Origin of the sequence: Streptomyces sp. NPDC051133 (assembly GCF_040682635.1) — a bacterium.
GTDB lineage: Bacteria > Actinomycetota > Actinomycetes > Streptomycetales > Streptomycetaceae > Streptomyces.
The window spans coordinates 37,842-64,756 of the sequence record NZ_JBFBBK010000030.1; the positions used below are offsets into that span (position 1 = coordinate 37,842).

General features: G+C 70.9%; 22 protein-coding genes, 2 tRNA genes and 1 pseudogene. 14 read left to right on the forward strand and 11 right to left on the reverse strand.

Going from position 1 to position 26,915, the window contains the following annotated elements; translation table 11 throughout:
- The 5 genes and pseudogenes from AB0N17_RS28090 to AB0N17_RS28110 all read right to left on the reverse strand — a co-directional run.
- Window positions 1-95: pseudogene (locus AB0N17_RS28090) on the reverse strand (sulfonate ABC transporter ATP-binding protein); the annotation flags it as partial.
- Window positions 96-172: 77 nt separating this feature from the next.
- Window positions 173-907: an ABC transporter ATP-binding protein gene (locus tag AB0N17_RS28095; RefSeq protein WP_366014307.1), complete on the reverse strand. Its 735-nt coding sequence runs from the start codon at window positions 905-907 to the stop codon at window positions 173-175.
- On the reverse strand, window positions 883-1,728 hold the full coding sequence (locus tag AB0N17_RS28100) for an ABC transporter permease (RefSeq protein WP_366014308.1): 846 nt from the start codon (window positions 1,726-1,728) through the stop codon (window positions 883-885). Before AB0N17_RS28100 ends, AB0N17_RS28095 begins: the two co-directional genes overlap by 25 nt.
- On the reverse strand, window positions 1,725-2,768 hold the full coding sequence (locus AB0N17_RS28105; protein ID WP_366014309.1) for an ABC transporter substrate-binding protein: 1,044 nt from the start codon (window positions 2,766-2,768) through the stop codon (window positions 1,725-1,727). The genes AB0N17_RS28100 and AB0N17_RS28105 overlap by 4 nt, the downstream gene beginning before the upstream one ends.
- A gap of 206 nt (window positions 2,769-2,974) precedes the next feature.
- Window positions 2,975-4,192 (reverse strand): ROK family transcriptional regulator, encoded by a 1,218-nt coding sequence (locus AB0N17_RS28110; protein ID WP_366014310.1) that lies wholly within the window; start codon window positions 4,190-4,192, stop codon window positions 2,975-2,977.
- A gap of 426 nt (window positions 4,193-4,618) precedes the next feature.
- Between AB0N17_RS28110 and AB0N17_RS28115 the strand changes: the two genes are divergently transcribed.
- Complete coding sequence (locus tag AB0N17_RS28115) at window positions 4,619-5,197, forward strand: biotin transporter BioY (protein WP_366014311.1); 579 nt, start codon at window positions 4,619-4,621, stop codon at window positions 5,195-5,197.
- A 520-nt stretch (window positions 5,198-5,717) separates the two neighbouring features.
- On the opposite strand, the gene AB0N17_RS28120 is transcribed toward AB0N17_RS28115, so the two are convergent.
- Window positions 5,718-7,142: an amino acid permease gene (locus AB0N17_RS28120; RefSeq protein ID WP_366014312.1), complete on the reverse strand. Its 1,425-nt coding sequence runs from the start codon at window positions 7,140-7,142 to the stop codon at window positions 5,718-5,720.
- Window positions 7,143-7,367: 225 nt separating this feature from the next.
- Here AB0N17_RS28120 and AB0N17_RS28125 point away from each other — a divergent pair, with 225 nt between their 5' ends.
- Together AB0N17_RS28125 and AB0N17_RS28130 are read left to right on the forward strand one after the other, a co-directional pair.
- Window positions 7,368-7,853, forward strand: coding sequence for a ribose-5-phosphate isomerase (locus AB0N17_RS28125; RefSeq protein ID WP_366014313.1), 486 nt, complete (start codon window positions 7,368-7,370; stop codon window positions 7,851-7,853).
- A gap of 95 nt (window positions 7,854-7,948) precedes the next feature.
- A complete protein-coding gene (locus AB0N17_RS28130) occupies window positions 7,949-8,758 on the forward strand; it encodes a DNA-formamidopyrimidine glycosylase family protein (RefSeq protein ID WP_366014314.1) in 810 nt (269 codons plus the stop codon).
- A gap of 92 nt (window positions 8,759-8,850) precedes the next feature.
- Here AB0N17_RS28130 and AB0N17_RS28135 read toward each other — a convergent pair whose 3' ends face one another.
- A complete protein-coding gene (locus AB0N17_RS28135) occupies window positions 8,851-10,092 on the reverse strand; it encodes a GNAT family N-acetyltransferase (protein ID WP_366014315.1) in 1,242 nt (413 codons plus the stop codon).
- Window positions 10,093-10,315: 223 nt separating this feature from the next.
- Between AB0N17_RS28135 and AB0N17_RS28140 the strand changes: the two genes are divergently transcribed.
- The gene (locus AB0N17_RS28140) at window positions 10,316-11,488 is read left to right on the forward strand and encodes a PP2C family protein-serine/threonine phosphatase (protein WP_366014316.1); all 1,173 of its coding nucleotides are present in this window, start codon (window positions 10,316-10,318) and stop codon (window positions 11,486-11,488) included.
- Window positions 11,489-11,570: 82 nt separating this feature from the next.
- On the opposite strand, the gene AB0N17_RS28145 is transcribed toward AB0N17_RS28140, so the two are convergent.
- Window positions 11,571-12,233, reverse strand: coding sequence for a GNAT family N-acetyltransferase (locus AB0N17_RS28145; protein ID WP_366014317.1), 663 nt, complete (start codon window positions 12,231-12,233; stop codon window positions 11,571-11,573).
- Window positions 12,234-12,444: 211 nt separating this feature from the next.
- Between AB0N17_RS28145 and AB0N17_RS28150 the strand changes: the two genes are divergently transcribed.
- The gene (locus tag AB0N17_RS28150) at window positions 12,445-12,912 is read left to right on the forward strand and encodes an HD domain-containing protein (protein WP_366014374.1); all 468 of its coding nucleotides are present in this window, start codon (window positions 12,445-12,447) and stop codon (window positions 12,910-12,912) included.
- On the opposite strand, the gene AB0N17_RS28155 is transcribed toward AB0N17_RS28150, so the two are convergent.
- A complete protein-coding gene (locus tag AB0N17_RS28155) occupies window positions 12,909-14,009 on the reverse strand; it encodes an acyltransferase family protein (RefSeq protein WP_366014319.1) in 1,101 nt (366 codons plus the stop codon). The two genes, AB0N17_RS28150 and AB0N17_RS28155, sit on opposite strands and share 4 nt — an antisense overlap.
- A gap of 533 nt (window positions 14,010-14,542) precedes the next feature.
- Between AB0N17_RS28155 and AB0N17_RS28160 the strand changes: the two genes are divergently transcribed.
- Together AB0N17_RS28160 and AB0N17_RS28165 are read left to right on the forward strand one after the other, a co-directional pair.
- On the forward strand, window positions 14,543-14,737 hold the full coding sequence (locus AB0N17_RS28160) for a hypothetical protein (protein ID WP_366014320.1): 195 nt from the start codon (window positions 14,543-14,545) through the stop codon (window positions 14,735-14,737).
- A gap of 1,116 nt (window positions 14,738-15,853) precedes the next feature.
- Complete coding sequence (locus AB0N17_RS28165; RefSeq protein ID WP_366014321.1) at window positions 15,854-16,102, forward strand: SCO4226 family nickel-binding protein; 249 nt, start codon at window positions 15,854-15,856, stop codon at window positions 16,100-16,102.
- Window positions 16,103-16,244: 142 nt separating this feature from the next.
- Here AB0N17_RS28165 and AB0N17_RS28170 read toward each other — a convergent pair.
- Window positions 16,245-16,318 (reverse strand) — tRNA-Gly (locus AB0N17_RS28170).
- Between the two features lie 160 nt (window positions 16,319-16,478).
- On the opposite strand from AB0N17_RS28170, the gene AB0N17_RS28175 reads away from it, so the two are divergent.
- From AB0N17_RS28175 to clpX, 5 genes are all read left to right on the forward strand, one after another.
- A tRNA-Pro gene (locus tag AB0N17_RS28175) sits at window positions 16,479-16,555 on the forward strand.
- 205 nt (window positions 16,556-16,760) lie between these two features.
- Window positions 16,761-18,131 carry a trigger factor gene (gene tig, locus AB0N17_RS28180; RefSeq protein WP_366014322.1) on the forward strand — a complete coding sequence of 457 codons (1,371 nt, stop codon included), beginning with the start codon at window positions 16,761-16,763 and terminating at the stop codon, window positions 18,129-18,131.
- A 383-nt stretch (window positions 18,132-18,514) separates the two neighbouring features.
- Window positions 18,515-19,120: an ATP-dependent Clp protease proteolytic subunit gene (locus AB0N17_RS28185; protein WP_201816080.1), complete on the forward strand. Its 606-nt coding sequence runs from the start codon at window positions 18,515-18,517 to the stop codon at window positions 19,118-19,120.
- 69 nt (window positions 19,121-19,189) lie between these two features.
- On the forward strand, window positions 19,190-19,855 hold the full coding sequence (locus tag AB0N17_RS28190; protein ID WP_366014323.1) for an ATP-dependent Clp protease proteolytic subunit: 666 nt from the start codon (window positions 19,190-19,192) through the stop codon (window positions 19,853-19,855).
- A 168-nt stretch (window positions 19,856-20,023) separates the two neighbouring features.
- Window positions 20,024-21,310 carry an ATP-dependent Clp protease ATP-binding subunit ClpX gene (gene clpX, locus AB0N17_RS28195; RefSeq protein WP_366014324.1) on the forward strand — a complete coding sequence of 429 codons (1,287 nt, stop codon included), beginning with the start codon at window positions 20,024-20,026 and terminating at the stop codon, window positions 21,308-21,310.
- Window positions 21,311-21,433: 123 nt separating this feature from the next.
- Here the strand turns inward: clpX and AB0N17_RS28200 are convergent, their stop codons facing one another.
- A complete protein-coding gene (locus tag AB0N17_RS28200; RefSeq protein ID WP_366014325.1) occupies window positions 21,434-22,402 on the reverse strand; it encodes a hypothetical protein in 969 nt (322 codons plus the stop codon).
- Window positions 22,403-22,539: 137 nt separating this feature from the next.
- On the opposite strand from AB0N17_RS28200, the gene AB0N17_RS28205 reads away from it, so the two are divergent.
- Both AB0N17_RS28205 and AB0N17_RS28210 read left to right on the forward strand, forming a co-directional pair.
- Complete coding sequence (locus AB0N17_RS28205; protein WP_366014327.1) at window positions 22,540-25,191, forward strand: valine--tRNA ligase; 2,652 nt, start codon at window positions 22,540-22,542, stop codon at window positions 25,189-25,191.
- 200 nt (window positions 25,192-25,391) lie between these two features.
- Window positions 25,392-26,906, forward strand: coding sequence for a folylpolyglutamate synthase/dihydrofolate synthase family protein (locus tag AB0N17_RS28210; protein WP_366014328.1), 1,515 nt, complete (start codon window positions 25,392-25,394; stop codon window positions 26,904-26,906).
- Window positions 26,907-26,915 lie beyond the last annotated feature (9 nt).

Consider the following 26,915-nt stretch of genomic DNA (forward strand, 5'->3'; position numbering starts at 1 on the left):
AGCGGCTCGCGGTAGGAGCGCGGGTGGGGGTGGTCGATGGCCAGGTCCAGGCCGATGCGGCCCCGGTCGAGGACGAGGACCCGGTCGGCGAGCACGGGATGCCTGCGGCGCGTCGGCGGTCCGGGCGCGTGGCCGGCGTTCCGCGGTGGCTGGTGCGGGCGGGGGTGACGGGTCATCCGTGGTCCTCCGTGACGCCCAGGGCGGCCAGCAGCCGCTCGCGGTACTCGCCCAGCAGCGGCTCGCGGTAGGAGCGCGGGTGGGGGTGGTCGATGGCCAGGTCCAGGCCGATGCGGCCCCGGTCGAGGACGAGGACCCGGTCGGCGAGCACGATCGCCTCGTCCACGTCGTGGGTGACCAGCAGCACGGACGGCCGGTGGCGCTTCCACAGGTCGCGCAGCAGGCCGTGCATCCTGATCCGGGTCAGTGCGTCCAGCGCGCCGAACGGCTCGTCGGCCAGCAGCAGTTCGGGCTCGCGGACCAGGGAGCGGGCCAGCGCCGCACGCTGGGCCTCACCGCCGGACAGCTCGCCCGGCCAGGCCCGCTCCCGGCCCTTCAGACCGACCTCCGCGAGGGCGGCCCGGCCGCGTTCCGCGGCGTCCGTGCCGTCCGTGCCCAGCAGCACGTTGTCCAGCACCCGGCGCCAGGGCAGCAGCCGGGAGTCCTGGAAGACCACCGACACCCGCTCCGGGGCGGTGAGCCGCCCGCTGCCGGCGACCCCGTGGTCGAGCCCGGCGACCGCCCGCAGCAGCGTGCTCTTGCCCGAGCCGCTGTGCCCGAGCAGCGCCGTGAACTGCCCGGCGGGCAGATCCAGGTCGATGCCGTCGAGCACCGTACGGCCGTCGAAGGACCGGGTCAGGCCGCGGAGCCGGACGGCGGGCCGGGTCAGCTGCTCAGTGTGCGGCGCCATGACAGCACCCTCCGTTCGATGAGACGGACCACGCTGTCGGAGATCAGGCCGAAGACGCCGTAGATCAGCAGGCCGACCAGGATGACGTCGGTCTGGCCGTAGTTCTGCGCCTGGAACATCATGTAGCCGAGGCCGCTGGTGGCGTTGATCTGCTCCAGCACCACCAGGCCCAGCCAGGAGCCGGTCACACCGAGCCGGAGTCCCACGAAGAATCCGGGCAGCGCGCCGGGGATCACCACCTGACGGATGAAGGTGAACCGCGACAGCCCCTGCACCTCGGCGAGTTCGACGTACCGGCTGTCGATGCCGGCCAGCGCGGCATGCGTGTTCAGATAGACCGGGATGTAGACGACGATCGCGATGATGGCGACCTTGAAGGTCTCCCCGATGCCCAGCCAGAGGATGAACAGCGGGATCAGGCCGAGGGTCGGTATCGCCCGGTTGAGCTGCACTGTCCCGTCGATCAGCGCCTCGCCGGCGCGGCTGAGCCCGGCGGCGAGCGCGAGCAGCACCCCCGCGGCCAGGCCGATCGCGAAGCCGTACGCGGCCCTCTGCAACGAGGTCAGGACGTCGGTGGGCAGCGTGCCGTCGGTCCACAGATGACCGGCGGTCCGCAGCACCGTCCAGGGCGCGGGGATGGCGGCCGGGTCGAGGGACCCGGCGGCGGAGGCGGCGGCCCACAGGGCGAAGAACGCCAGCGGACCGATCAGCCGGGCGGCGGGCAGCCGGCGGCCGGGGGAGAGGCGGCGGCGCCGGCGGACCTGGGGCGGCTCCCCGGCCTGCGCCGCCGGCACGGCGGTCGTCGTGGTCACGGCGGTCATTTCCGGTACTCCTCGGGTACGGCCTCGGCGGCGATCGCCTCGAAGCGGTGGTCGAAGAGCGAGGAGACGTCGAACTTCTTCACGAAACCGCCCTCGGCGAGCAGGTCCGCGGTCTCCTGCTCCCACTTGATCGCCTCGTCCCAACTGGGCGGGAAGTAGGGCTTGTTGGCGAGCTTGGTGATGCTCTGCGCCTGCGCGAGGGTCAGGTTCTGCGTCTTGACGTAGAACTGCTCGTTCCACACGTCCGGGTGCTCGTACGCCCACACCTGGCCCTGCGCCCACTGCGGGATGTAGGCGGCGACCGCGGCGGCCTTGGCCGGGTCGCTGAGCACCGACTGCGGCGCCCACAGCAGGTTGAGCAGGTCGACGACGTCGGTGTCGATCGTGCGGGCGCCCTTCGCCTCGTACTGCTTGAGGTAGGCGGGCGCCTGGCTGATGGCGAGCGGGGCCACGTCGACCTGCCCGGACTGCAGGGCGGTGAAGAACTGGTTGCTGGTCAGCGGGACCAGCTTCACCTGGTCGTAGCCCAGGCCGGCCTTCTTCAGGGCCCGCAGCAGTACGACCCCCTGCGCCTGGCCCTGCGAGAAGGCGAGCCGCTTGCCCTTGAAGTCGTCGACGGTGTGGACGTCGCTGCCGGGCTTGGTGGCGAAGAGGTAGTTGGGCTTGCGGGTGACGTCGATCGCCACGATCTTCGCGTCGTAGCCCTGGTAGTGCGCCTGGATCGGCGGGATGCCCGCGTTGTTGGCGAGGTCCAGCGACTTGGCGCGGAAGGCGTTGATGACATCCGGACCGGCCCCGATGTTCACCCAACTGGACACCGTGAAGGGCAGCTTGGGCAGCTTCGCCAGCCGGAACTGCAGCTGCTGCTGACCGAGGTACGAGGCGATCTTCAGGCTGGTGCCGGCCGGGACCTTGTCCGCGAGCGGCTTGGTGGCGGCGCCCTGGGTGGCGGCCGAGGACTCGCCCTTGGCGCAGCCGCTGAGGCCCGCCACGGCGGCGGACGCGCCCAGCACGGAGGTGAGAAAGAGGCGACGGTGCATGGGAGTACTCCCGGGGCAAAAAGAGGAGAAAGGCAGGAAGAATTCCGGGAAGAAGAACCGGAAAAAACAGAGTTCACACAGCGGGAAACACGCGCTTCATGCGCGGCAATGTGTCAGCAACAGACAGTGCGACAGCTGGTGAAGAGGCTCATGACCAGCATGTTCCTGGCCGGGGGCGCCCTCTGTCAACATTCGGAGTTTCTGAATTAAATAGCCTCAGGTGAGGCGGCGAGTGGATCCCGGAACAATGCGTCCAGCACCACCGATCCGCCCGCCGTCGCCAGTACGGAATCCGGGAAACTCGTCGGCAGGACGGCCGCCGACCGCTCCGTGCCGGCCGCCTCCCGCAGTGCGGCGAGGCAGTCGTCGAAGTGGATGACGCCCACCTCGGTCACGACGACGGTCTCCGGGTTGAGCACGTCGAGCAGCAGCCCGGCCGCCCGGCCGGTCGCCCGGGCCCGCTCCACCAGCAGCCGCCGGGCCACCGCGTCGCCGGCCGCCGCCGCGGCCACCACGTGCATCGGGTTCGCCGAGTCGGTCACCCCGGCCGCCCGCGCCCGGCGGCACAGCGTCCGCTCGCTCAACTCCGCCTGGAGGCAGCCGGTTCGGCCGCACGCGCACGGTTCACCGCTGCCCGGCACCGGCAGATGGGCGATGGCGCCGGCCGCCGAGCGGGGGCCGTGGTGCACCTCGTCGTTGGTGGCGAAGGCCGCGTCGACCACGTTGCCGACGAACAGGTGCAGCACACTGCGGCTGCCCCGGGCCCGCCCGAACAGCCGCTCCGCGTTCACCAGTGCCCGCGCGTGCCCGTCCACGTGCACCGGCAGGCCCGTGCGGGCCCCGAGCACCTCCCGCACCGGCACCTCCCGCCAGCCCAGCAGCTCGTGCTCGACCACGGTGCCCGTCTCCCGGTCCACCCAGCCGCCGACCGCCACCCCGACCCCCAGCGGGCGGTGGCCGGGCATCCCGGCGAGCAGCCCGTCGAGTCCCTCGGCGGCCCGCGCCAGCACCCGTCCGGGGCCGGTCTCCTCGTGCTTCAGCTCGCGCCGGGCCAGCACCCGGCCGCGCAGGTCCAGCAGCGCCACCGTGGTGTACGGCACGGCCACGTGTACCCCGCCGACCAGGAACCGGCTGTCGTCCAGCTCGACGGGGACGTGCGGCCGGCCCACCCCGTTCGAGCGGCGCGGCGCGGCGGAGTCCCGGACCAGGCCCCGTTCGGTGAGCCGGGCACAGTGCTCCGTCACCGACGCCGGGGACAGCCCGGTCAGCCGGGCGATGGTGCTGCGCGCCACCGGCCCGTGCTCCAGCACCGAGCGCAGCACGACACTGGCGCTGGTGCGCCGCCGGTCACTGTCGGCGGCACGGAAGACGGGCGTGAGGCGGGGAACGGGGAAGGCGGGAGCGGATGCCGCGGTACGGGGCATGGAGAACCGTCCTCGGGAACGGGGCCGACACGACGCGGAAGGCGGGGCGTGCCGAGCGGACCGCCCCTACCCCGGGCGGCTACAGGTGGCCGTGCCCTGGCGTCGCAGGTCGACGTAGCGACGCGACGTGAAGTACCGGGACTGGGCGACCATGGCTGGAAGGGTAGGCCAGGAACGGTGAATCCGACCAGACGACCAGGATTCGTTTGGTGACACTCCACAGTCCGCGCGACGCCCCGGCGAGTGAGCCACACGTCCCTGCCTCAGTGACCAGTGTCACGCCCCGGTCGGTGTAGCCCCCACTCTTTGTCCGGAGCCCACCAAGCCGTCGTTCCTCCCTTTGTCGAGCGCTGACGGTGATCGGCTCGATGCGGCTGGGATAGCGTCACCGTGTCCCAGCATGTCCCCGTCACCCGCGGAGTCCCCATGAGCACCGCTGCCGCCACCGCCCGCCCCCGCGAGGTCCTCGCCGACCTGCTCCCCGCGTCCCGCGTCCGGGACGTGGCCCTCGTGCTCGGCGGCGCCGCGCTCACCGGCCTCGCGGCCCAGCTCTCGGTCCCCGTGCCCGGCTCTCCGGTTCCGGTGACCGGCCAGACCTTCGCCGCGCTGCTGGTCGGCACGACGCTGGGCGCGAGCCGCGGCCTGGCCTCGCTCGTGCTGTACGCGCTGGCCGGACTCGCCGGTGTGCCGTGGTTCGCCGAGGGCAGCTCCGGCGTCTCCGTCTCCTTCGGCTACGTCCTCGGCATGCTGCTCGCCTCCACCGTCGTGGGCGCCCTGGCCCGGCGCGGCGCCGACCGCTCCGTGCTGCGCATGGCGGGCACGATGCTGCTGGGCGAGGCGATCATCTACGCGATTGGCGTCCCGTACCTGGCCTACGCCGCCCACCTCTCCGCCTCCCAGGCCGTCGCGGCGGGTCTCAGCCCGTTCCTGATCGGCGACGCCGTGAAGGCGGCCCTGGCGATGGGCGTCACGCCCACCGCCTGGAAGCTCGTCGGAAAGCGCTGACGCCTCTGCGTCGACGCCGTAGTTCCAGCCGAAGAGGTTCGCCGGATCGCAGCTCTCCTTGAGCCCGGCGAACCTCTTCCGCGTCTTCGGGCCGCACGGGCCGGCACCCCGGTCGCCCGCCCCGAAGACGAAGCCGGGCGACCGGCCGGGCGTGCCGCCGGCCGGTCGGCGCGAACGCCGGGCCCGGCACGGCCCGCCCCTCCTCCCGGCCGCCGACGGTCAACAGCCGCAGCGGGAACCGCCCTTCGCGGTACGGCACGGCGTTCGGCGCCGGCCGGGCGAGCGCCCCGCCCCCGGGGGGTCGATCCGCAGGACACCCATCCGGTCCGCCTCCGGCCCGGTCGCGCGCGGCAGTTCCCCGGCCCGCTCGACGTCCGGATCCGCCGGCACCCGCTGTCCCCGTAGCAGGCGTGCGGGGAAGTCCGGGTCGCCGGCGCAGCCGGGAGTGGGGGAACGCGGCATGGCCGCATGACCTGACAGGTGTCGTCAGGTCATGCGGCCATGTTCAGCCGGAGGTGGATCAGCCGACGGAGACCTTGTCGGCCGGGGCCTCGACCGCGGGGGCCGGGCGGTTCTTGGTGAGCGCCTGCTTCACGAAGGCGATCACCACCACGACCGCCGCCACCGCGACCGACAGCAGCACGGTCGTCCGGCCGCTGCTCGCGCCCTTGGTGTCGGTCAGCATGTACCCGAGGACGAAGACGATGAAGGCCGCCGTCACCCAGGTCAGGTACGGGTACAGCCACATCCTCACGACGAGCTTCTCCGGCGCCTCCCGCTGGATGATCTTCCGCATCCGCAGCTGCGAGAAGCAGATCGCGAGCCAGACGAACAGGGCCACCGCACCGCTGGAGTTCAGCAGGAAGAGGAAGACCGTGTCCGGGTACTGGTAGTTGAAGAAGACCGCCACGAAGCCGAACACGACCGAGGACAGGATCGCGGCCATCGGCACACCACGGGCCGTGGTGCGGGCGAACGCCTTCGGGGCGTCACCGCGCTGGCCGAGCGAGAAGGCCATGCGGGAGGCCGTGTACAGGCCGGAGTTCAGACAGGACAGCACCGAGGTCAGCACGATCACGTTCATGATCTCGCCGGCGTGCGCGATGCCGAGGGAGTCCAGGGCGGCGACGTACGAGCCGTTCTTCTGGATGGACGCGTCGTTCCACGGCAGCAGCGAGACCACGACCAGGATCGAGCCCAGGTAGAAGACGCCGATACGCCAGATGATGCTGTTGGTGGACTTGGTGACGGCCTTCTGCGGGTCCTCGGACTCGCCGGCCGCCAGGGTCGCGATCTCGCTGCCCATGAAGGAGAAGACGACCAGCAGCACACCGGTGAGGATCGAACCGGGGCCGTGCGGCAGGAAGCCGCCGTGGTTCGCCAGGTTGCCGAAGGACGCCTTGTCGGCGTGAACGCCCGGCAGCACGCCGAAGATGGCCAGCAGGCCGACGACGATGAAGGCACCGATGGCGACGACCTTGATGCCGGCGAACCAGAACTCGAATTCGCCGTAGGAGCCGACGGAGACCAGGTTGGTCGCGGTCAGCACGGTCATCACGATGAGCGCCCAGCCCCACTGGGGGACGGCCGGCACCCAGCCCTCGAGGATCTTGGCGCCTGCGGTGGCCTCGACGGCCAGCACGACGACCCAGAAGAACCAGTAGAGCCAGCCGATCGAGAACCCGGCCCAGCGGCCGAGGGCACGGTCGGCGTGCGCGGAGAAGGAGCCGGAGGTGGGGTTTGCGGCCGACATCTCGCCGAGCATCCGCATCACGAGGACGACGAGGGTGCCGACGAGTGCGTACGACAGAAGGATGCCGGGTCCCGCGGTAGCGATACCGGAGCTGGAGCCGACGAAGAGGCCGGCTCCGATGACGCCACCGATCGCGATCATCGTCAGGTGGCGGTTCTTGAGTCCTGCTTGAAGGCCCGAACCAGGGGTCATGGACGGATTTCCTTTACGCCAGGCGGAGCAATTCGTACGAGCGGTGTACGAGACGGTCCAGTGAATCCGAGGCGAACGAATTCGGGAACCTCTGAATCCGTATCGTTACTTGAGGTTCCCTTGAGGTTCTATGGTCTGCCTCACATTTCACCGACCGTTGTCGGCCCCGGCCCGGCGCCGCCACCCGGGGCTGCTGCCCCGATACCGGCGTGTCACACTCGTCCCATGCGCGTGTATCTCGGCTCCGACCATGCGGGCTACGAACTCAAGAACCACCTCGTCGAGTGGCTCAAGGCGGCGGGGCACGAGCCCGTCGACTGCGGGCCGCACATCTACGACGCCCAGGACGACTACCCGCCCTTCTGCCTGCGTGCCGCCGAGAAGGCGGCCGCCGACCCGGAGGCCCTCGGCATCGTCATCGGCGGCTCCGGCAACGGTGAGCAGATCGCCGCGAACAAGGTGAAGGGTGTGCGCGCCGCGCTGGCCTGGAGCGAGGAGACCGCCGCGCTCGGCCGGCAGCACAACGACGCCAACGTGGTGGCCGTGGGTGCGCGCATGCACAGCACCGAGGAGGCGACGAAATTCGTCGAGGTGTTCCTGAACACCCCGTTCTCCGGTGACGAGCGTCACATCCGCCGGATCGACATGCTGGCCGGCTACGAGACGACGGGCGACCTGCCCCCGATCCCGGCCCACCACCCGCAGCAGTAGGACCCGTGGGGGCTCCCGGCCCCCGCCTCCCCACCCCGCCCGCCCCACGCGGTGGGCGGGGTGGGCGAAGACCGGTCGGAAAGGACAGTTCAGCCTTGCCCGAAGGGCACACCATCCACCGACTGGCCCAGGACTACGCCCAGCGCTTCACGGGAAGGCCCGCCCGGGTCAGCAGCCCGCAGGGCAAGTTCTCCGACGCCGCCGACCTGCTGAACGGCGCCGTCCTCACCGGCACCGAGGCCCACGGCAAGCACCTCTTCCTCCGCTTCCGCGACGCCGACTGGGTCCACATCCACCTCGGCCTCTTCGGCAAGGTCGGCTTCGGTGACGCCCCCGCGCCCCCGCCGACCGACACCGTCCGGCTCCGGCTCGCCAACGACACCTCCTACGTCGACCTGCGCGGCCCCACCACCTGCGCCCTGATCACCGGCACCGAGAAGCAGGCGATACACGGCCGCCTCGGCCCCGACCCGCTGCGCGAGGACGCCGACCCGGCATCGGCCTACCGCAGGATCTCCCGCAGCCGCACGACGATCGCCGCGCTGCTCATGGACCAGAAGATCGTGGCCGGCGTCGGCAACGTCTACCGCGCCGAGGTCCTCTTCCGGCACGGCATCGACCCGTACCGCACCGGCCGCGAGATCACCCCGCGCGAGTGGGACGCCCTCTGGGCCGACCTCGTCGAGCTGATGCGCGAAGGGGTCAGGAACAACCGGATCGACACCGTCCGCCCCGAGCACACGCCGGAGGCCATGAACCGCCCGCCGCGCGTGGACGACCACGGCGGCGAGGTGTACGTCTACCGCCGCGCCCCGCAGCCCTGTCACATCTGCGGCGACGAGATCCGCACCGCCGGCCTCGCCGCCCGCAACCTCTTCTGGTGCCCCACCTGCCAGGAACGGTGACCGCGCGAACGGTGACCGCGCGAACGGTGACCGCGTGAACGTGACCGCGTGAACGTGACCGCGCGAACGGTGGCCCGGGAGCGGACGGTGACCTAGAAGCCGTGCGGCAGCCAGGGAGCCAGCGGTGAACCGAACGCCACCGACGCCTCCGTCAGCGCCCCCGGCCGCACCTCCCGCACCCGCCCGGCCGCCGCCAGCGACAGCAGGGACACGCCACCGAGGTAGGCCGACCCCAACTCCCGTACGGTGAGCGCGAGATCGGGCGCATCGGCCGTCCGCTCGCAGGACGCCCCCTTGGCGTCCCCCGTCAGCCGCCAACGGCCCCCGTTCCACGGGCAGAAGGCGTCCTCGACGTCCAGTACGACGTCCACGGGCGCCACGTAGGTGCGCGCCGACAGGGCCGTACCCACCTCCACGAGACGGACGTATCCGGCGTCCCGCAGCCGCAGGCGGCAGCGGCGGACGTCGGAGACCAGGTGCTGCCAGGCCTCGTCGACCGGCCGTCCCCGCACCGTCAGCGTCGTCATCAGGTCGATGCCGAACAGGAAGCGCCACAGCGCGGCCTCGGTCGCCGGGTCGAGCCCCGCCAGGTCCTCCAGCGTCACCGTGCCGTCGTGCCCGCTCGGTCCCCAGCCCAGCTTGGTGCGGAAGCGGGCGTACCCGGTGACCGCGCCGTCCCGCTCGGCGACCACGCACTGCAGGGCCGACGCGCCGTCCCGGTCGCTCTCCGGGTCGAGCAGCCCGGCCCGCTCCCAGCCGGGCCGGCGGGCCAGCATGCCGGGGCGGCGGGGCACCAGGGCCGCGTACACCGCCTCGCACTCCTGGAGGACGTCGGCGGGCGGCGCGTAGCGCACGCGGACCCCGTCGGTGTCCTCGGGCAGCGCCAGGGTGACCCGGCCGGTGTCGATCTCGGCGTTGAGCTGCAGGGTCGCCGTGCCGTACCCGAACCGGCCGTAGATCGCGGGCTCCGAGGCGAACAGCGCCGCCAGCGGCTCGCCCTTGGCGCGGGCGTCGTCCAGCAGGCGCCGCATCATCGTCGTCAGCAGCCCGCGCCGCCGGTGCGTCGCGGCCACGCTGACCATGGTCACACCCGCGGTGGGCACCACCGCACCGCCCGGGACGGTCATCCGGAAGCTGAAGGCCCCGGAGGTCCCGACGACCGCGTCCGCGTCCCAGACGGCGAGGGAGCGGTCGAACTCGGTGAGCGATTTGTCCAGTTCGCGCTCCTCGGGCGAGGCGGACCCGCCCCCGAACGCCCGGACCAGGTGGTCCCACCACCGGTCGAACTCCTCAGGGCGCAGCGTCCTCAACTCGGTCCCGCGGTCACTCCCCATGCGCCATGCCTACCAGGGCATTGCGGGACGAGCCAGCGAATTTCTCCCGGACGGCGGCGCGATGGCCCCGCGTGCCGTTCACTGTGAGGGCGAACCACAGGACGTACCACAGGACGAATCGCAGGAAGCACCACAGGACGAACCGCGAAGTCGGACCTCGCACGGGGGACAAGTGGGACCTCCCGTGCCAAGCAGCCGGTGCGATGGATAGGGTCCCGAACTAATGGCAGCAGGACGAGAGCGGCGCGCGAAGGCCGAGACGTTCACGGCCCGGTGGAGGATGCACTGGCACCGGGCCCGAGTCGGCCTGCGCAGAAGCGCCGTGGACTACTTCCGCGGCAACGGCTCGGACTGGGTCGCGTTCGCCGGACTGCTGATCGCCATCCCCGTCCTCGCGTCCATGACCCTCATGAACTCGGTGTGGTGCTCCCCGGCCACCCTGGTGCTGCCGATCGTCGCCGGCGGGCTGCTGCTGCGCCCGGCGAGCCTGCTCGGCCTGTACGCCGCGGGGGCCAGCGCGCTGATCGTGGAGTCGGTGCGGCTCGGCCCGTACACCGAGGGGCCGAGCCGGGTCACCCCGGGCGTGGTGCTGGTCGTGGCCGCGTGCGGGTTCTTCGGCCTGCTGACGGCCCAGTTCCGCAGCCGGGTCGGGGTGCCCTGGCGGCGCGGCGGCACCATGCTGTTCGACCTGCGCGAGCGGATCCGGGTGCAGAGCACGCTGCCGAAGCTGCCGCAGGGCTGGCACCACGAGATGGCGCTGCGCCCGGCGGGCGGCCAGTCCTTCTCCGGGGACTTCGTCGTCGCGGCCCGGACCAACGGCGGCCGCACCCTGGAGGTCGTGCTCACGGACGTGTCCGGCAAGGGCATGGACGCGGGCTCGCGCGCCCTGCTGCTGTCGGGCGCCTTCGGCGGCCTGCTCGGCTCCCTGCCTCCGCACGCCTTCCTGCCCGCGGCCAATGGCTATCTCCTCCGCCAGGACTGGGACGAGGGCTTCGCCACCTCCATCCACCTGGTGCTGGACCTGGACTCCGGCGACTACGAGCTGTACACCGCCGGGCATCCGCCGGGCCTGCAGCTGAGCGCGGGCAGCGGGCGCTGGGAGGAGAAGGCCGCCGAGGGCCCGCTGCTCGGTGTGTACGACGGCGCGCAGTTCGACCCCGTGAAGGGCTCGCTGCGGCCGGGGGACGTGTTGATGCTGTTCACGGACGGCCTGGTGGAGACCTCCGACCGGGACATCGTGGAGGGCATCGACCGCCTCACCGGCGAGGCCGACCGCTATGTCGCCGGCGGCTTCCACGGCGCCGCCTGGCATCTCATCGAGGCGGTCGCGAAGGACGTCAACGACGACCGGGCCCTGCTGCTGATCTGCCGCGAGGCATCGGCGGGCGCCCGCTGAGGACCGCCCTCGCGGAGGGTCGTATCCCGGACGTCGTGGGCCCGCATCCCGCCTTCGCGGGCGTGGGCTCCCCCTCGCGGGCCTACGCCCCGCCGTCCCGCGCGCTCCGGACGGCCGCGCTCATCGGAGCCACCACCTTCCAGCCCAGGGCCTCGTACAGGGCCCGCCCCTGTACGGTCGCGCCCAGGACGGCCGTCCTCGCGCCCTGGCGGGCCGCGGCCTCGGCGAGCGTGCCCATCACCACGCGCCCGAGCCCCCGGCGCTGATGGGCCGCGTCCGTCTCCACCTGGTCGACCGCGGCGGTCGGGCCGGTGACCGCGATCTGCCCGCGCGCGGCGAAGGCGCCGTCGGCGGCGCGTACCACCACGCGGGTGACGCCGGCCCGGTGCCAGCTGTGCAGCCGGTAGCCGTCGGGGAGGCCCGGCGGGGCCTCGACGGCGCTCAGCGAGGCGGCCATGAGCCCGGCGTGCCCGTCCAGGAGGACCCAGCCCGGCGGCAGCCACGCCTTCAGGGTCTCCGGCGGTACGAACGTCTTGAGGGGGACGCCGGTGACGGTCGTGTCCCCGGCCAGCTCGCGGACGGTCGCCTCGTCGGCGTCGGTCAGGACGTGCCGGGCCACCTCCTTGGCGAGGCCGACGTCGATGGTGAACCCCCAGGAGTGTGGCGTCGGTTCGGCCGCACAGCGCGACGCGGCCCATCCCTCGACCCACGCGCGTACCGCCTCGGCGGTGGTCCTGAAAGGCACGGCCCCTCCTGAAGTGGGTAATAGGTGCTGAATGATTTCAGTCATTACAGCATGAAGGCCGGCGCGGGTGCGGGCAAGTTCGGGAGAAACTCGGCGGGTGACCGAGACACCCGAGACCGAGACACCCGAGACGGCCAAGACGTTCGAGATGCCCAAGACGCCCAAGACGCCCAAGACGCCCAAGACGCCCGACACGCCCGAGGAATCCGGGGTGCCCGAGACGCTCACCCTCGCCGAGGTGGAGGCCCTCGCCCGGGCCGCCCACGCGGGACAGACCGACAAGGCCGGACGGCCGTACGCCGAGCACCTCGCGGCCGTCGCCGAAGGCGTCCGCGTCCGCGGCGGGGACCCGGAGCAGATCGCGGCCGCCTGGCTGCACGACTCCGTCGAGGATGCCGCGCTCAGCGAGGAATGGCTGGCGGGCGCCGCCCTGACCGCGCGCACCAGGGCGATCGTGGACGCCCTCACCAAGCGGCCGGGGGAGGCGCCGGAGGCGTACGCGCGGCGGATCCTGGCCACCCCTGGGGCGCCGCTGGTGAAGGAGGCCGACCTGGCGCACAACGCCGACCCGGAGCGGCTGGCGGTGCTGCCCGGACCGACCCGGAAACGACTGACCGAGAAGTACGCGCACATGCGCGCCCTTCTCGGTCCGGGGCCTGTCGTGAGCGGTGAGAGCTAGGCGCTGACCTTCTCGCTGACCTTCTCCCGCTCCTTGCGCTGGCGCTCGCGGGCGAGTTGGGCGGCGTCCTGCTTGAACGCCCACTCCATCCTCGGCTCCATCGCGAAGCGGAACACCCGCTGCACGGGCTTGGTGCACAGCACCGTGACCGCGGCGGCGAAGAGGAGGGTCACCGTGATCTCGCCGAGCGGGTGGTGCAGCCAGGCGTGGTCGAACCAGCCCCGGTAGTCGGCGAACTTCACCAGGAAGCCGTGCAGCAGGTAGCCGTACAGGGTGCCCGCGCCGAGCGCCGTGAACCACATCTTCCGGCCCGGCACCCAGGAGTAGAAGCAGGCCGTCAGCAGCAGCGAACAGCCCATCATCGCCAGGGTCATCACCGGGCCGCACCACCAGGGGGCGCCCAGTTCCTGCGCGGAGTCACGGTGGTAGAACCACGCGGTGTTCATGCGCGGCACCGCCCACCAGCCGATCGCCAGCGCCGCCGCGAACACCGGCACCGAGGCGATCCGCACCGAGCGGCGGCGCACCAGCCGGAAGTGCTCGGGCTTCATGCACAGGCCGAGCACGAAGTACGGCAGGAACTGCAGGACGCGCTGCAGGTCGAGGTCGTCGCCGATGTTCGGGGTGACGCTCGCCAGCATGGCGATGCCGAGGGCCAGCGGCAGCGGCCAGCGCACCAGCTTCCAGATCGGAGTCGTCAGCCGCCAGACGAACAGGGCCACCAGGAACCAGGTCAGGTACCAGGGATCGAGGAGGCTGATCTCCTCGGGGGAGCCGGTGACGAGGTTCTTGAAGAGGGGGTACGCCGTCTCGAACAGGACGTACGGCACCGCGACGCCGGTGATCAGCCGCTTCAGCCGGTCCGGGCGCATGTCGAAACTGCGCGAGAAGTAGCCGGAGATGAGGATGAACGCCGGCATGTGGAAGGTGTACACGACGGTGTACACGGCCTCCAGGATCCGGCTGTCGCCCTTCAGCGGTTCCCAGGAGTGCCCCATGGCGACGAGCACGATCGCCAGGTACTTGGCGTTGTCGAAGAACGCGTCGCGTTGTTTGCCGGGTCTGTCCGCCTTCGCCTGCCCCTTCTGTGCACTCATCGGGGTACGCGGACCGGGCACTCCGTCCACCGGCGACTGTGCCGGGGGGAGCGGCCTGCGGTTCTGGCCGGGGGACGAGGCGGCGTCAAACATCTCAGGCACCCTAGCGTCGTCTGAGGGATTTCGTAAAACTCCCGCAGTGATTCCTGGTTATCGCGTTCGGGTACCCCGTGCTTTACGGAACAGGCCTTCCCTGTCTACGTGATGGTGCGCACACGAGGGTCATCAGTTCACCCTCGATGTCCCGATTCATCCCGACTAAATGGGGCATACGGCGTCTCGGTATCAGCAATTCGAATTACCTGCGCACAGGATGTGTGGAGACGGAAACGAAGTCGCGTAATTCCTTGGGGAGTCATGCGCGGGCATGCGGTCGAATTGCTGTGCGGAGTGTCGTCGGCCGCGGTCCGGCACCCGACGTTGCGTCACGGGCCGCATACGGCGGGCCGGTTGGTGGCACGATGGTTCTGGCGGGGGTGCGCGGGCCGTACCTCCGGGCCGGGAGAGCGGACCGACCGAGGGTGTGATCAGTTGTGGCCATTTCACTGTCCGTGGTGCTTCTGTTGGCGATCATCCTGGTGGTGCTCATCAGAGGGGGGAACATCAAGGCGGGTCCCGCCATCGTCGCGATCCTCTTCGGCTTCTTCCTCGCCTCGACCGGCATGGCACCCTCCATCAACCGGTTCCTGAACTCGATAGCGGAGTCCATCAACTCGATCAAGTTCTGACCCGGTGGGGGACCGGCAGAGGCCGGACAACTGAAACAACGGGCGAAGCGAGAGCCCGGCGCTGCGCGACTCGGACCCGGTGAGGCGGCCGGCCGCCGGACCGCGGACCGTCTCGGCGGCGACGGCCCGGACGTGGCCCACCCCGCCCGGTCCGCCTCCGGGCGCCGCCTCGCCGCCGAGGCGGTCCACGGCCGGTGCGCCGACGCCGAGGGTTCCACCCCATGCTCGGCTTCGCTCCCGGGCACCCGCCGGGCCGGCGGCACGCCCCCGCGAGCCCCCGCGCTCCCGGCCGGCCCCGCTCCACATCCCCGGCAAGGACCTCGGCGGCCATATCCACCGCCGCGGCCCACCGCCCCGGGACGGGCTGCGCGCACTCGCCCCCGTTCCCACCGGGGCCTCCCCTTGGACCGGCCGGGATGGGACGGGGGCATCGCTCGCTGGAGAGAAGCCGAGCGCGGGGGGGCGCCCCGTTCTTCCCGTCTCCCGAGCAGTCCAGCTCCCCGCACGAGGCGGATGGCCACGCTCCACATCGCGGGCGAGGACCCCGGCAGCCATGTCCGCTGTCGCGGCCCGCCGCCCCCGGGACCGGCTGCGCGCCCTCGCCCCCGGTCCCGTCGGGGCCCTGCGCGGCCGTCTCAGCACGGGTGTGGACCGCGACCTCGAACCGGCCGACGCGATCCCGCCTCGGCGCGGTCCTGGTGGACGCCGCCACCCGGCGCGCCCCCTCGGCAGCCTCAGCTCCTGGGGCCGGCGACCGGCGTCGTCGAGGCGAGTTCGCCGGCGCCTGTTCCCGAATGCCCCTCCCGCCTCCGCCCGGCGGACTCCCCGAGGTTCCGCCCGACCCCCACGAGCTCCTGCACCTGATCCGCGCGGGCCGGATGCCCGGCCGGGGGGCCGGTCCCGGAGCAGGTCCCACCGGACGTGCCCATCGGGGCGGTACGACGCCACCCGCGCCGCCCCGGCACCCGCCCCTCGCTCCGGTGGGGGACACCCTCCGCTTTGCCTGCCCGGGCCGCACGGTCGCCATCCCGGTGGTACGGGCACAGGATGGATGGGACGGAGCCGGCCGGCCATTCGGCAGCGCAGGGCGCGGGAGTCGGAAGGAGGCGTGACGCCATGCCTCAGTTCATGGATGTCCACCACGACATGAAGGGCCTCACGGCGGAGCAGCTGCTGGAGGCCCACAACGCCGATCTCGCCATCGAGAAGGAAGAAGGCGTCCACTTCGAGAGGGCCTGGGCGGACCCGGAGTCCGGCACGGTCTACTGCCTCTCCGAGGCCCCCTCGGCCGAAGCGGTCCAGCGCATCCACGAGCGCGCCGGCCACCGGGCCGACGAGATCCACCCGGTCCCCCTGACCGCGTGAGCCTGTTCCTCGCATAAAGGAGGCAGGAAGAGGAGCGGAGAGGGGCGGAGAGGAGCGATGAGCGGTGATGATCGGATCCGGCCGCGGACGACTCAGGCCCAGGGAGGGGGTAAACACCCTCTCACCTGGGCCTGAGCCGTACTGGAGCGGGCGACGGGAATCGAACCCGCGTAGCTAGTTTGGAAGACTAGGGCTCTACCATTGAGCTACGCCCGCAACACGGCGCCGCAGGTCGACGACCGCGGCACTGCACGCATCGTAGCGGGTCGGCCGCCGCCGAGGCCAACGAGTTGACCGCCGGGCCGTCCCGCGTGCCGCCCTCGAGAATACGGCCGACGCGGTCGGCCGGGGCATGTACCCTACGTGTCGCACCAGACGGGGTGTGGCGCAGCTTGGTAGCGCGTCCGCTTTGGGAGCGGAAGGCCGTGGGTTCAAATCCCGCCACCCCGACCACCGGCTCACGGCCCAGGCTCACGGCACCGTGACACCGCGCCGTGGTGATCGCCTTTTGGGGCGCTGACCGGCTGCGGTTACTATGCAAGCTGCGCGCCCGTGTGTCCCGGCCCACTCGGCCTACGAACTCCTCCGGGCGGCAACATCCGCCGGACCAGTCTGGCTCCGGCAGAAACCAAGAAGTCAGCCACAAGGAGACCGAACCGTGAAGAGCGCCGTGGAGACCCTGAACCCGACCCGGGTTCGGCTCACTGTCGAGGTGCCCTTCGAGGAGCTCAAGGACAGCCTCGACGCGGCGTACAGCAAGATCAACCAGCAGGTCACGGTGAAGGGCTTCCGCAAGGGCAAGATCCCGGCCCGCGTCATCGACCAGCGGTTCGGCCGCGGTGCGGTCCTGGAGGAGGCGGTCAACGACGCGCTTCCGAAGTTCTACACCGAGGCGGTCAACCAGGCCGAGCTGAGCCCGCTGGGCCAGCCCGAGGTCGACATCACCGAGCTGAAGGACGGCGAGACGCTGAACTTCACCGCCGAGGTCGACGTCCGCCCGGCCCTGGAGATCCCGGACTACTCCGGCATCGAGGTCGAGGTCGACGCCGTCGAGGTCACCGACGAGGACATCGAGAAGTCGGTCGAGCAGCTGCGCGAGCGCTTCGCCTCCACCTCCCCGGTGGAGCGTGCCGCCGAGGACGGCGACGTCGTCACCATCGACCTCGAGGCCAAGGTCGACGGCGAGGTCCTCGAGGACGGCATCGCGAGCGGCGTCTCCTACACCATCGGCTCCGGTGAGCTCCTCGACGGCATCGACGACGCTGTCAAGGGCCTGTCCGCCGACGAGGAGGGCACCTTCACCTCCGAGCTGAAGGGTGGCTCCGCCGCCGGCAAGGAGGCCGAGGTCACCGTCAAGGTCACCCAGGTCGCCAAGCGTGAACTGCCCGAGCTGGACGACGAGTTCGCGCAGCTCGCCTCCGAGTTCGACACCCTGGACGAGCTGAAGGCCGACAGCCGCAAGCGTCTGGCCAACATGAAGCAGTTCGACCAGGCCACCCAGGCCCAGGAGCGCGTCCTGGAGAAGCTCCTCGAGCTGGTCGAGGTCCCGGTCCCCGAGAAGCTGCTCGAGGACGAGATCAACACTCGCAAGCACAACCTGGAGCACCACCAGCTCGGCCAGATGGGCCTCACCCTCGACAAGTACCTGGAGATCCAGGGCAAGACCGCCGAGGAGTTCGAGACCGAGACCCGCGAGGCCGCGGTCAAGGGCATCAAGACCCAGTTCGTCCTCGACGAGCTGGTCAAGAAGGAGCAGCTGAACGTCAACCAGGAGGAGCTCACCGAGCACCTCATGCGGCGTGCGGCCTCCTCCGGCATGTCCCCCGACCAGTTCGCCCAGGCCGTCGTCGAGGGTGGCCAGGTGCCGCTGCTCGTCGGTGAGGTCGCCCGCGGCAAGGCCCTGGCCGTCGTGGTCGAGGCCGCCACGGTGAAGGACACCAACGGCGAGATCGTCGACCTGGACGACGAGGAGGAGGAGACCGAGGCCGCCGAGGCGTCGGAGACCTCCGAGGAGAACGCCGAGGGCTGAGCGGCCCCACGGCGCCTGTAAGGCACGTACGGCGGGCCCTGGGGACTTTCCCCGGGGCCCGTCGCCGTACCGGGGCGGCCGGCCGGGCCGGGAGCGCGGGACCGTACCCCCGTGCGGCTCCGCCGCGTGGGCGCGCCGGGCCGCGGCCCGCCCGCGCCCCGAGGGCGACCGCACCCCCCACGAACCGCACCCGGTCCGCCGCGGAGCGCTACGCCCCCGGCGAACACCCCCATTCCCGGGATTCCCTGAAGCGGCCTGAGCGTTAGGGTCCATGAATACGGGGGCAGGGGAGTCTCCTGAAACCCCCGCCAAGCCTCCGGCAGGACGACGTGAGACGGCCCGGCGCCGTCGTAAGACGAGCAGGTGGATACGTGACGAATCTGATGCCCTCCGCCGCCGGCGAGCCTTCCATCGGTGGTGGCCTCGGCGACCAGGTCTACAACCGGCTGCTCGGCGAGCGGATCATCTTCCTCGGCCAGCAGGTTGACGACGACATCGCCAACAAGATCACCGCACAGCTGCTGCTCCTTGCCGCCGATCCGGACAAGGACATCTACCTCTACATCAACAGCCCCGGTGGCTCCGTGACGGCCGGCATGGCGATCTACGACACCATGCAGTACATCCCGAACGACGTGGTCACCATCGCCATGGGCATGGCCGCCTCGATGGGCCAGTTCCTGCTCACCGGCGGCACGGCCGGCAAGCGGTTCGCCCTGCCGCACGCCGACATCATGATGCACCAGGGCTCCGCGGGCCTCGGCGGTACGGTCTCGGACATCAAGATCCAGGCCGAGTACCTGCTGCGCACCAAGAAGCGCATGTCCGAGCTGACCGCGCAGCACTCCGGCCAGACGGTCGAGGCGATCATCCGCGACGGTGACCGCGACCGCTGGTTCACCCCGGAAGAGGCCAAGGAGTACGGTCTCATTGACGAGATCATCACGCACGCCTCGGGTGTTCCGGGCGGCGGCGGCACCGGTGCCTGACCGGCCAGACCGCGCCACGCACCGCCGAGACCCAAGCCCCCAGAACGCCACCAGGACGGTGAACACCCCATGAGCAACTTCCCCGGCGCCGCCAGCGGCATGTACGAAGGGCCCCGCCCCGACAGCCGCTACGTCATCCCGCGCTTCGTCGAGCGCACCTCCCAGGGCATCCGCGAGTACGACCCGTACGCGAAGCTCTTCGAGGAGCGCGTGATCTTCCTGGGCGTCCAGATCGACGACGCCTCCGCCAACGACGTGATGGCGCAGCTGCTGTGCCTGGAGTCGATGGACCCGGACCGAGACATCTCGATCTACATCAACAGCCCCGGTGGCGACATGACCGCCCTCACGGCGATCTACGACACCATGCAGTTCGTGAAGCCCGACATCCAGACGGTCTGCATGGGCCAGGCGGCCTCCGCCGCGGCCATCCTGCTCGCCGCCGGTACGCCGGGCAAGCGCATGGCGCTGCCGAACTCGCGCGTCCTGATCCACCAGCCGGCGGGCTCCACCGGCCGCGGTCAGCTCTCCGACCTGGAGATCATCGCCAAGGAGTTCACCCGGATGCGTGAGCAGCTGGAGGACATGCTGGCGAAGCACTCGAACCAGCCGCTCGAGAAGATCCGCGAGGACATCGAGCGCGACAAGATCCTCACGGCCGAGGAGGCGCTGGAGTACGGCCTCGTCGACCAGATCATCTCCACCCGCAAGCTGAACAACGCCTCGGTCCGCTGAGGCGGAGCACTCATTTTCCGCCCCCCTTGGCAGGGCACACGTCAAAGTGAACCCTGCCAAGGGGGGCCCGAACACCGGGCCCGGCAAGGTACCGTCGGACATAAGGCAGCACCAGGAGCCGCTGGATCTCAGTGTCCAGGCGTCTCCCAGGCGAAGGGGAAGCACACCGTGGCACGCATCGGTGACGGCGGCGATCTGCTCAAGTGCTCGTTCTGTGGCAAGAGCCAGAAGCAGGTCAAGAAGCTCATCGCAGGGCCCGGTGTGTACATCTGCGACGAATGCATCGATCTCTGCAACGAGATCATCGAGGAGGAGCTCGCGGAGACCAGCGAGGTGCGCTGGGAGGAGCTTCCCAAGCCCCGCGAGATCTACGAGTTCCTCGAGGGCTACGTGGTCGGCCAGGAGGCCGCCAAGAAGGCCCTCTCCGTCGCGGTGTACAACCACTACAAGCGGGTCCAGGCGGGCGAGAACGGCGGCCCGGGCGGCCGTGACGACGCCATCGAGCTGGCGAAGTCCAACATCCTCCTGCTGGGCCCCACGGGCTCCGGCAAGACCCTCCTCGCGCAGACGCTGGCGCGCATGCTGAACGTCCCGTTCGCGATCGCCGACGCGACGGCGCTCACGGAGGCGGGCTACGTCGGCGAGGACGTCGAGAACATCCTCCTGAAGCTGATCCAGGCGGCGGACTACGACGTCAAGAAGGCCGAGACGGGGATCATCTACATCGACGAGATCGACAAGGTGGCCCGCAAGAGCGAGAACCCGTCGATCACCCGTGACGTGTCGGGCGAGGGCGTCCAGCAGGCGCTGCTGAAGATCCTCGAGGGCACCACGGCCTCGGTCCCGCCCCAGGGCGGCCGCAAGCACCCGCACCAGGAGTTCATCCAGATCGACACGACGAACGTCCTGTTCATCGTGGGCGGTGCCTTCGCCGGCCTGGAGAAGATCATCGAGGCCCGCGCCGGCGCCAAGGGCATCGGCTTCGGCGCCACGATCCTCTCCAAGCGCGAGCTGGAGTCCAAGGACGTCTTCGAGGACGTCATGCCGGAGGACCTGGTCAAGTTCGGCATGATCCCCGAGTTCATCGGCCGCCTGCCGGTGATCACCTCGGTCCACAACCTCGACCGCGAGGCGCTCCTGAAGATCCTGGTGGAGCCCCGCAACGCGCTCGTCAAGCAGTACCAGCGCCTCTTCGAACTCGACGGCGTGGAGCTGGACTTCGAGCGCGAGGCGCTGGAGGCCATCGCCGACCAGGCCATCCTCCGCCAGACCGGCGCCCGCGGCCTGCGCGCCATCATGGAGGAGGTCCTCCAGGGCGTGATGTACGAGGTCCCGTCCCGCAAGGACGTGGCCCGCGTGGTCATCACCGCCGACGTGGTCCTCTCCAACGTCAACCCGACCCTGATCCCCCGGGACGCCCGGGGCAGGGGCTCGGGAGAGCAGAAGACGGCCTGACCATCTCCGCACGGACGGGCAGGCACCCCGGGTGGGGTGCCTGCCCGTCGGCATGCCGGAGGCGAGGCGCTCGGATCGACCGGAGGGTGCCCGGCCGGGAGACCGCCGGGCACCCCTCGTACGTCAGGCCTTGACGCGGACCTCGTTGCGGAACTTGGCCGTCAGTTCGGCGTCCGCCGCCGGGTCGCTGGCCCGGCCCGAGGCGAGGGTGGCGATGTCCATCGGCATGACCATGCCGAGGGTGCTGTGGTCACCCCAGATGCAGAAGTCGAACGTCATCTCCTTGGGCCCGGTGCTGTCGGTGTTCGCACCCTTGGCCTGCTGGCACTTGAGAACCGCACCGTCGAGCGAGGCCGGCTTGTACTCCTTGGGCTCACCCACAAGGCTGTACTTGTCGGTGGTGTCCTTGGTGCTCTGGTCCTTCATGTACGCGAACATCGCGTCGACGGCCTTCTCGGGGTCGTCGATCGTCCCGTAGACACCGCCGAACTCGATCATCTTCTGACCCAGCGGGTTGGAGGCGTCCCCGGACTTGTACTGCGCGCTGACGTCCTTCGGGTTGTGCACGCCCCACTTCTCGGCGTCCTTGAGATCGCTCGACGTCATCGTGTCGCTCTTGCTCGAGTCCCGCTTGTACTCCGTCAGCACGGTCGCCGGAGTCGTCAGCTTGTGCGGGCCGTCGTTCGCGACGCCGCCCCCGCCGCCGCCCGCGCCGACCACGAAGTACACCGCGACCGCCACGGCCGCCACCACGGCCACCGCGCCGATGATCAGGCCCGTCTTCTTCTTGCCCCCGGCCGGGGCCGGCGCCTGCGGCATGCCGTAGGTCTGCTGGCCGTACGGGCCCGGCTGGGGCGGCACGCCCTGCTGCGGGTAGCCGTAGCCCTGCGGCGGGGTCGCGGGCGCCTGCTGGGGGTAGCCGTAGCCGGGCTGCGGGGCCTGCGGCGGCTGGCCGTACGGGCCCGGCTGGCCCGGTTGGCCCGGCTGGCCGTAGGGCCCCGGCTGGCCGTACGGACCCGGCTGCCCCGGCTGGCCGTAGGGACCCGGCTGCTGGGGCTGCTGGCCGTACGGGCCCGGCTGGTTGTTGCTCATTTCTGGGTTCCCCCTAGGACGCTTATGTGTTCCTGACATCCTGGACCAGGCCCGGAAACCGCACGGCACCGGGGGCCGCACCGTTACACAACAAACGCGTTTCGGGACCGCCCCGTGACACCTCTAAACTGACCCCCGTGACCGAGAACGCTCAGCAGCAGCCACCCGCGCCCGACTCCGAACTGCCGACCCAGTACGCGCCGGCCGATGTAGAGGGGCCGCTGTACGAGCGCTGGGTAGAGCGCGGTTACTTCGAGGCGGACGCCAAGAGCGACAAGCCGGCGTACACGATCGTCATCCCGCCGCCGAACGTCACCGGCTCGCTCCACCTGGGCCACGCCTTCCAGCACACGCTCATGGACGCCCTCACGCGCCGCAAGCGCATGCAGGGCCACGAGGCGCTGTGGCTGCCCGGCATGGACCACGCCGGCATCGCCACCCAGAACAAGGTCGAGCAGCAGCTCGCCGAAGAGGGCAAGTCCCGCCACGACCTGGGCCGTGAGGAGTTCGTCGAGCGCGTCTGGCAGTGGAAGGAGGAGTATGGCGGCAAGATCCTCGGCCAGATGCGCCGCCTCGGCGACGGCGTCGACTGGTCGCGCGAGCGCTTCACCATGGACGAGGGCCTGTCGAAGGCCGTCCAGACCATCTTCAAGAAGCTCTACGACGACGAGCTGATCTACCGCGCCGAGCGCATCATCAACTGGTGCCCGCGCTGTCTGACCGCCATCTCCGACATCGAGGTGGAGTACCAGGAGGACGACGGCGAGCTCGTCTCCATCAAGTACGGCCAGGGAGACGAGACCCTCGTCGTCGCCACCACCCGCGCCGAGACGATGCTCGGTGACACCGCCGTCGCCGTCCACCCCGACGACGAGCGCTACCGGCACCTGGTCGGCAAGCGGATCAAGCTGCCGCTGACCGACCGCAGCATCCCCGTCGTCGCCGACACCCACGTCGACCCCGAGTTCGGCACCGGCGCCGTCAAGGTCACCCCGGCCCACGACCCGAACGACTTCGCGATCGGCCAGCGCCACGGCCTGGAGTCCATCACGGTCATGGACGAGCGCGGCGTCATCACCGCGCACGGCCCCTTCCAGGGCCTCGACCGCTTCGAGGCGCGCAGCGCCATCGTCGCGGCGCTGCGCTCCCAGGGCCGGATCGTCGCCGAGAAGCGGCCGTACGTCCACAGCGTCGGCCACTGCTCCCGGTGCAAGACCACCATCGAGCCGCGTCTGTCGATGCAGTGGTGGGTCAAGGTCGGCCCGCTGGCCAAGGCCGCCGGTGACGCCGTCCGCGACGGCCGGGTCAAGATCCACCCCGAGGACATGTCGAAGCGGTACTTCGACTGGGTCGACAACATGCACGACTGGTGCATCTCGCGTCAGCTGTGGTGGGGTCACCGCATCCCGGTCTGGTACGGCCCGGACGGCGAGGTCGTCTGCGTCGGACCGGACGAGCAGCCGCCGGCCGGCGAGGGCTGGCACCAGGACACCGACGTCCTCGACACCTGGTTCTCCTCCGGCCTGTGGCCGTTCTCCACGCTCGGCTGGCCCGAACAGACCGAGGACCTGCGCAAGTTCTACTCGACCGACGTCCTGCTCACCGGCCACGACATCATCTTCTTCTGGGTCGCCCGGATGATGATGTTCGGCCTGTACGCCATGGACGGCGAGGTCCCCTTCAAGACCATCGCCCTGACCGGCCTGGTCCGCGACGAGCGCGGCAAGAAGATGTCGAAGTCCTTCGGCAACGTCGTCGACCCGCTGGACTGGATGGACAAGTACGGCTCCGACGCCGTCCGCTTCACCCTGGCCCGTGGCGCCAACCCCGGCACCGACGTGCCGATCGGCGAGGACTGGGTCCAGGCGTCCCGGAACTTCGCCAACAAGATCTGGAACGCGACCCGCTTCGCGCTGATGAACGGCGCGACGGTCGAGGGCCCGCTGCCCGACCGGGAGCAGCTGTCCGCGACCGACCGGTGGATCCTGTCCCGCCTCAACGAGACCGTCGCCGAAGTCGACGCGTTCTACGAGGACTTCCAGTTCGCGAAGCTCAGCGACGCCCTCTACCACTTCGCCTGGGACGAGGTCTTCGACTGGTACGTCGAGCTGTCCAAGACCGTCTTCCAGGCGGGCGGCGAGCCGGCCGAGGTCAGCAAGCGCGTCCTCGGCGAGGTCCTCGACGTCACCCTCAAGCTGCTCCACCCGGTGGTCCCGTTCGTCACGGACACCCTGTGGACGACGCTGACGGGCGGCGAGTCGGTCGTCGTCGCCGAGTGGCCGAAGCCGGTGTCCGTTCCTGGTGCCGACGCACCGGGCGGCTTCCGCGACGAGGCCGCCGAGCGGGAGATCGAGACCCTCCAGTCCGTCATCACCGAGGTCCGCCGCTTCCGCGCCGACCAGGGCCTCCAGCCCGGCCAGCGGGTCCCGGCCCGGCTGACCCTGGACGGTACGGCGCTGGCCCCGCACGAGGCGGCCATCCGCAACCTGCTCCGCCTCCAGCCGGAGGGCGACTCCTTCACGGCCACGGCCACCCTCCCGGTCGCCGGTGCCGAGGTCGCGCTCGACCTGTCCGGCACGATCGACGTGGCGGCCGAGCGCAAGCGCCTCGCGAAGGACCTGGCCGCCGCCGAGAAGGAGAAGGCCCAGGCCACGGCCAAGCTCGGCAACGAGGCCTTCCTCGCCAAGGCCCCGGACAACGTGGTGGACAAGATCCGCACGCGCCTGGCCAAGGCCGACGAGGACATCGCCCGCCTCACCGCCCAGCTGGACCGCCTGCCGCAGGCGTAGCCGTTCCACATGGCCGAAGGCCCCCGGTGCGTTCGCGACACCGGGGGCCTTCGGCGTCCCGCCTCCGCCCGGCGTCCCGCCCCCGCTCGGCGTCCCGCCTCCGCCCGGCGTCCCGCCCCCGCCCGGCGTCCCGCCACCGCCTTCGGCGGGCGCTCCAAGCCACCGCACCCTTTGTCACCGCCGGTCCGTAGACTGACCCTGTGAGCGACCTCCCGCACGAGAACGACCAGCCCGACCCCCTCGACGGCTTCGACGACATCGTCGACGCCGAGACCACCCGCGACCCCGACCTCGCGGTGATCGAGGCCGGCAGCCGCACCCTGCGCACCCAGGGGGGCCCGCCGCAGGCCGACGTACCGGCCAGGCCCGAGGACCCGGAGGTCGACAAGGCTCTGCGCGAGGTCGAGGCCGAACTGGCCACCCGCTGGGGCGAGACCAAGCTGGAGCCCTCCGTCAGCCGTATCTCCGCGCTGATGGACGTCCTCGGCGAGCCGCAGCGGTCGTACCCCTCGATCCACATCACGGGCACCAACGGCAAGACCTCCACCGCCCGCATGGTCGAGGCCCTGCTCGGCGCCTTCGAGCTGCGCACCGGCCGCTACACCAGCCCCCACGTGCAGTCGATCACCGAGCGGATCAGCCTGGACGGCGCCCCGATCTCCGCCGAGCGGTTCATCGAGACGTACCAGGACGTCAAGCCGTACGTGGAGATGGTCGACGCGCGGCAGGAGTACCGGCTGTCCTTCTTCGAGGTGCTCACGGGCATGGCGTACGCGGCCTTCGCGGACGCACCGGTGGACGTCGCCGTCGTCGAGGTCGGCATGGGCGGCTCCTGGGACGCGACGAACGTGATCGACGGCGACGTCGCGGTCGTCACGCCCATCGCCCTGGACCACACCGACCGCCTCGGTGAGACGCCCGCGGAGATCGCCGGCGAGAAGAGCGGCATCATCAAGCAGGACGCGACGGTCATCCTGGCCCAGCAGCCGGTCGACGCGGCGCAGGTGCTGCTGAAGAAGGCCGTCGAGGTGGACGCCACCGTGGCCCGGGAGGGGCTGGAGTTCGGCGTCGTCGCCCGGCAGGTCGCCGTCGGCGGACAGCTGCTCACCCTGCGCGGCCTGGGCGGCGAGTACCCCGAGGTGTACCTCCCGCTGCACGGCCCCTACCAGGCGCACAACGCGGCCGTGGCCCTCGCCGCCGTCGAGGCGTTCTTCGGCGTCGGCGCACAGCGCGCGGAGTCGCTGGACATCGACACCGTCCGCAAGGCCTTCGCCGCCGTGTCCTCGCCGGGCCGCCTGGAGGTCGTACGGCGCTCTCCCACGATCGTGCTGGACGCGGCGCACAACCCGGCGGGCGCGGTGGCCACCGCGGAGGCCGTGGGGGAGGCGTTCGACTTCAGCCGGCTGATCGGCGTGGTCGGCGCGAGCGGCGACAAGAACGTGCGCGGGCTGCTGGAGGCCTTCGAGCCGCTCTTCGCCGAGGTCGTCGTCACCCAGAACTCCAGCCATCGCGCCATGGACGCGGACGAGCTGGCCGCGATCGCCGTCGAGGTGTTCGGCGAGGAGCGCGTGCAGGTCGAGCCGCGGCTGCCGGACGCTCTGGAGGCCGCGATCACGCTGGCCGAGGAGGAGGGCGAGTACGCGGGCGGTGGCGTCCTGGTCACCGGCTCCGTCATCACGGTCGGCGAGGCCCGGCTGCTGCTGGGAAGGGGCTGAGGAGCCACC

Coding starts and splice junctions, on each gene's coding strand:
- AB0N17_RS28190 (WP_366014323.1), top strand. CDS start 19,190: ATGAGCAACTTCCCCGGCGCCGCCAGCGGCATGTACGAAGGGCCCCGC.
- AB0N17_RS28125 (WP_366014313.1), top strand. CDS start 7,368: ATGCGCGTGTATCTCGGCTCCGACCATGCGGGCTACGAACTCAAGAAC.
- AB0N17_RS28200 (WP_366014325.1), bottom strand. CDS start 22,402: ATGAGCAACAACCAGCCGGGCCCGTACGGCCAGCAGCCCCAGCAGCCG.
- AB0N17_RS28165 (WP_366014321.1), top strand. CDS start 15,854: ATGCCTCAGTTCATGGATGTCCACCACGACATGAAGGGCCTCACGGCG.
- AB0N17_RS28105 (WP_366014309.1), bottom strand. CDS start 2,768: ATGCACCGTCGCCTCTTTCTCACCTCCGTGCTGGGCGCGTCCGCCGCC.
- AB0N17_RS28110 (WP_366014310.1), bottom strand. CDS start 4,192: ATGCCCCGTACCGCGGCATCCGCTCCCGCCTTCCCCGTTCCCCGCCTC.
- AB0N17_RS28185 (WP_201816080.1), top strand. CDS start 18,515: ATGCCCTCCGCCGCCGGCGAGCCTTCCATCGGTGGTGGCCTCGGCGAC.
- AB0N17_RS28140 (WP_366014316.1), top strand. CDS start 10,316: ATGGCAGCAGGACGAGAGCGGCGCGCGAAGGCCGAGACGTTCACGGCC.
- AB0N17_RS28155 (WP_366014319.1), bottom strand. CDS start 14,009: ATGAGTGCACAGAAGGGGCAGGCGAAGGCGGACAGACCCGGCAAACAA.
- AB0N17_RS28100 (WP_366014308.1), bottom strand. CDS start 1,728: ATGACCGCCGTGACCACGACGACCGCCGTGCCGGCGGCGCAGGCCGGG.
- AB0N17_RS28095 (WP_366014307.1), bottom strand. CDS start 907: ATGGCGCCGCACACTGAGCAGCTGACCCGGCCCGCCGTCCGGCTCCGC.
- AB0N17_RS28135 (WP_366014315.1), bottom strand. CDS start 10,092: ATGGGGAGTGACCGCGGGACCGAGTTGAGGACGCTGCGCCCTGAGGAG.
- AB0N17_RS28115 (WP_366014311.1), top strand. CDS start 4,619: ATGAGCACCGCTGCCGCCACCGCCCGCCCCCGCGAGGTCCTCGCCGAC.
- AB0N17_RS28120 (WP_366014312.1), bottom strand. CDS start 7,142: ATGACCCCTGGTTCGGGCCTTCAAGCAGGACTCAAGAACCGCCACCTG.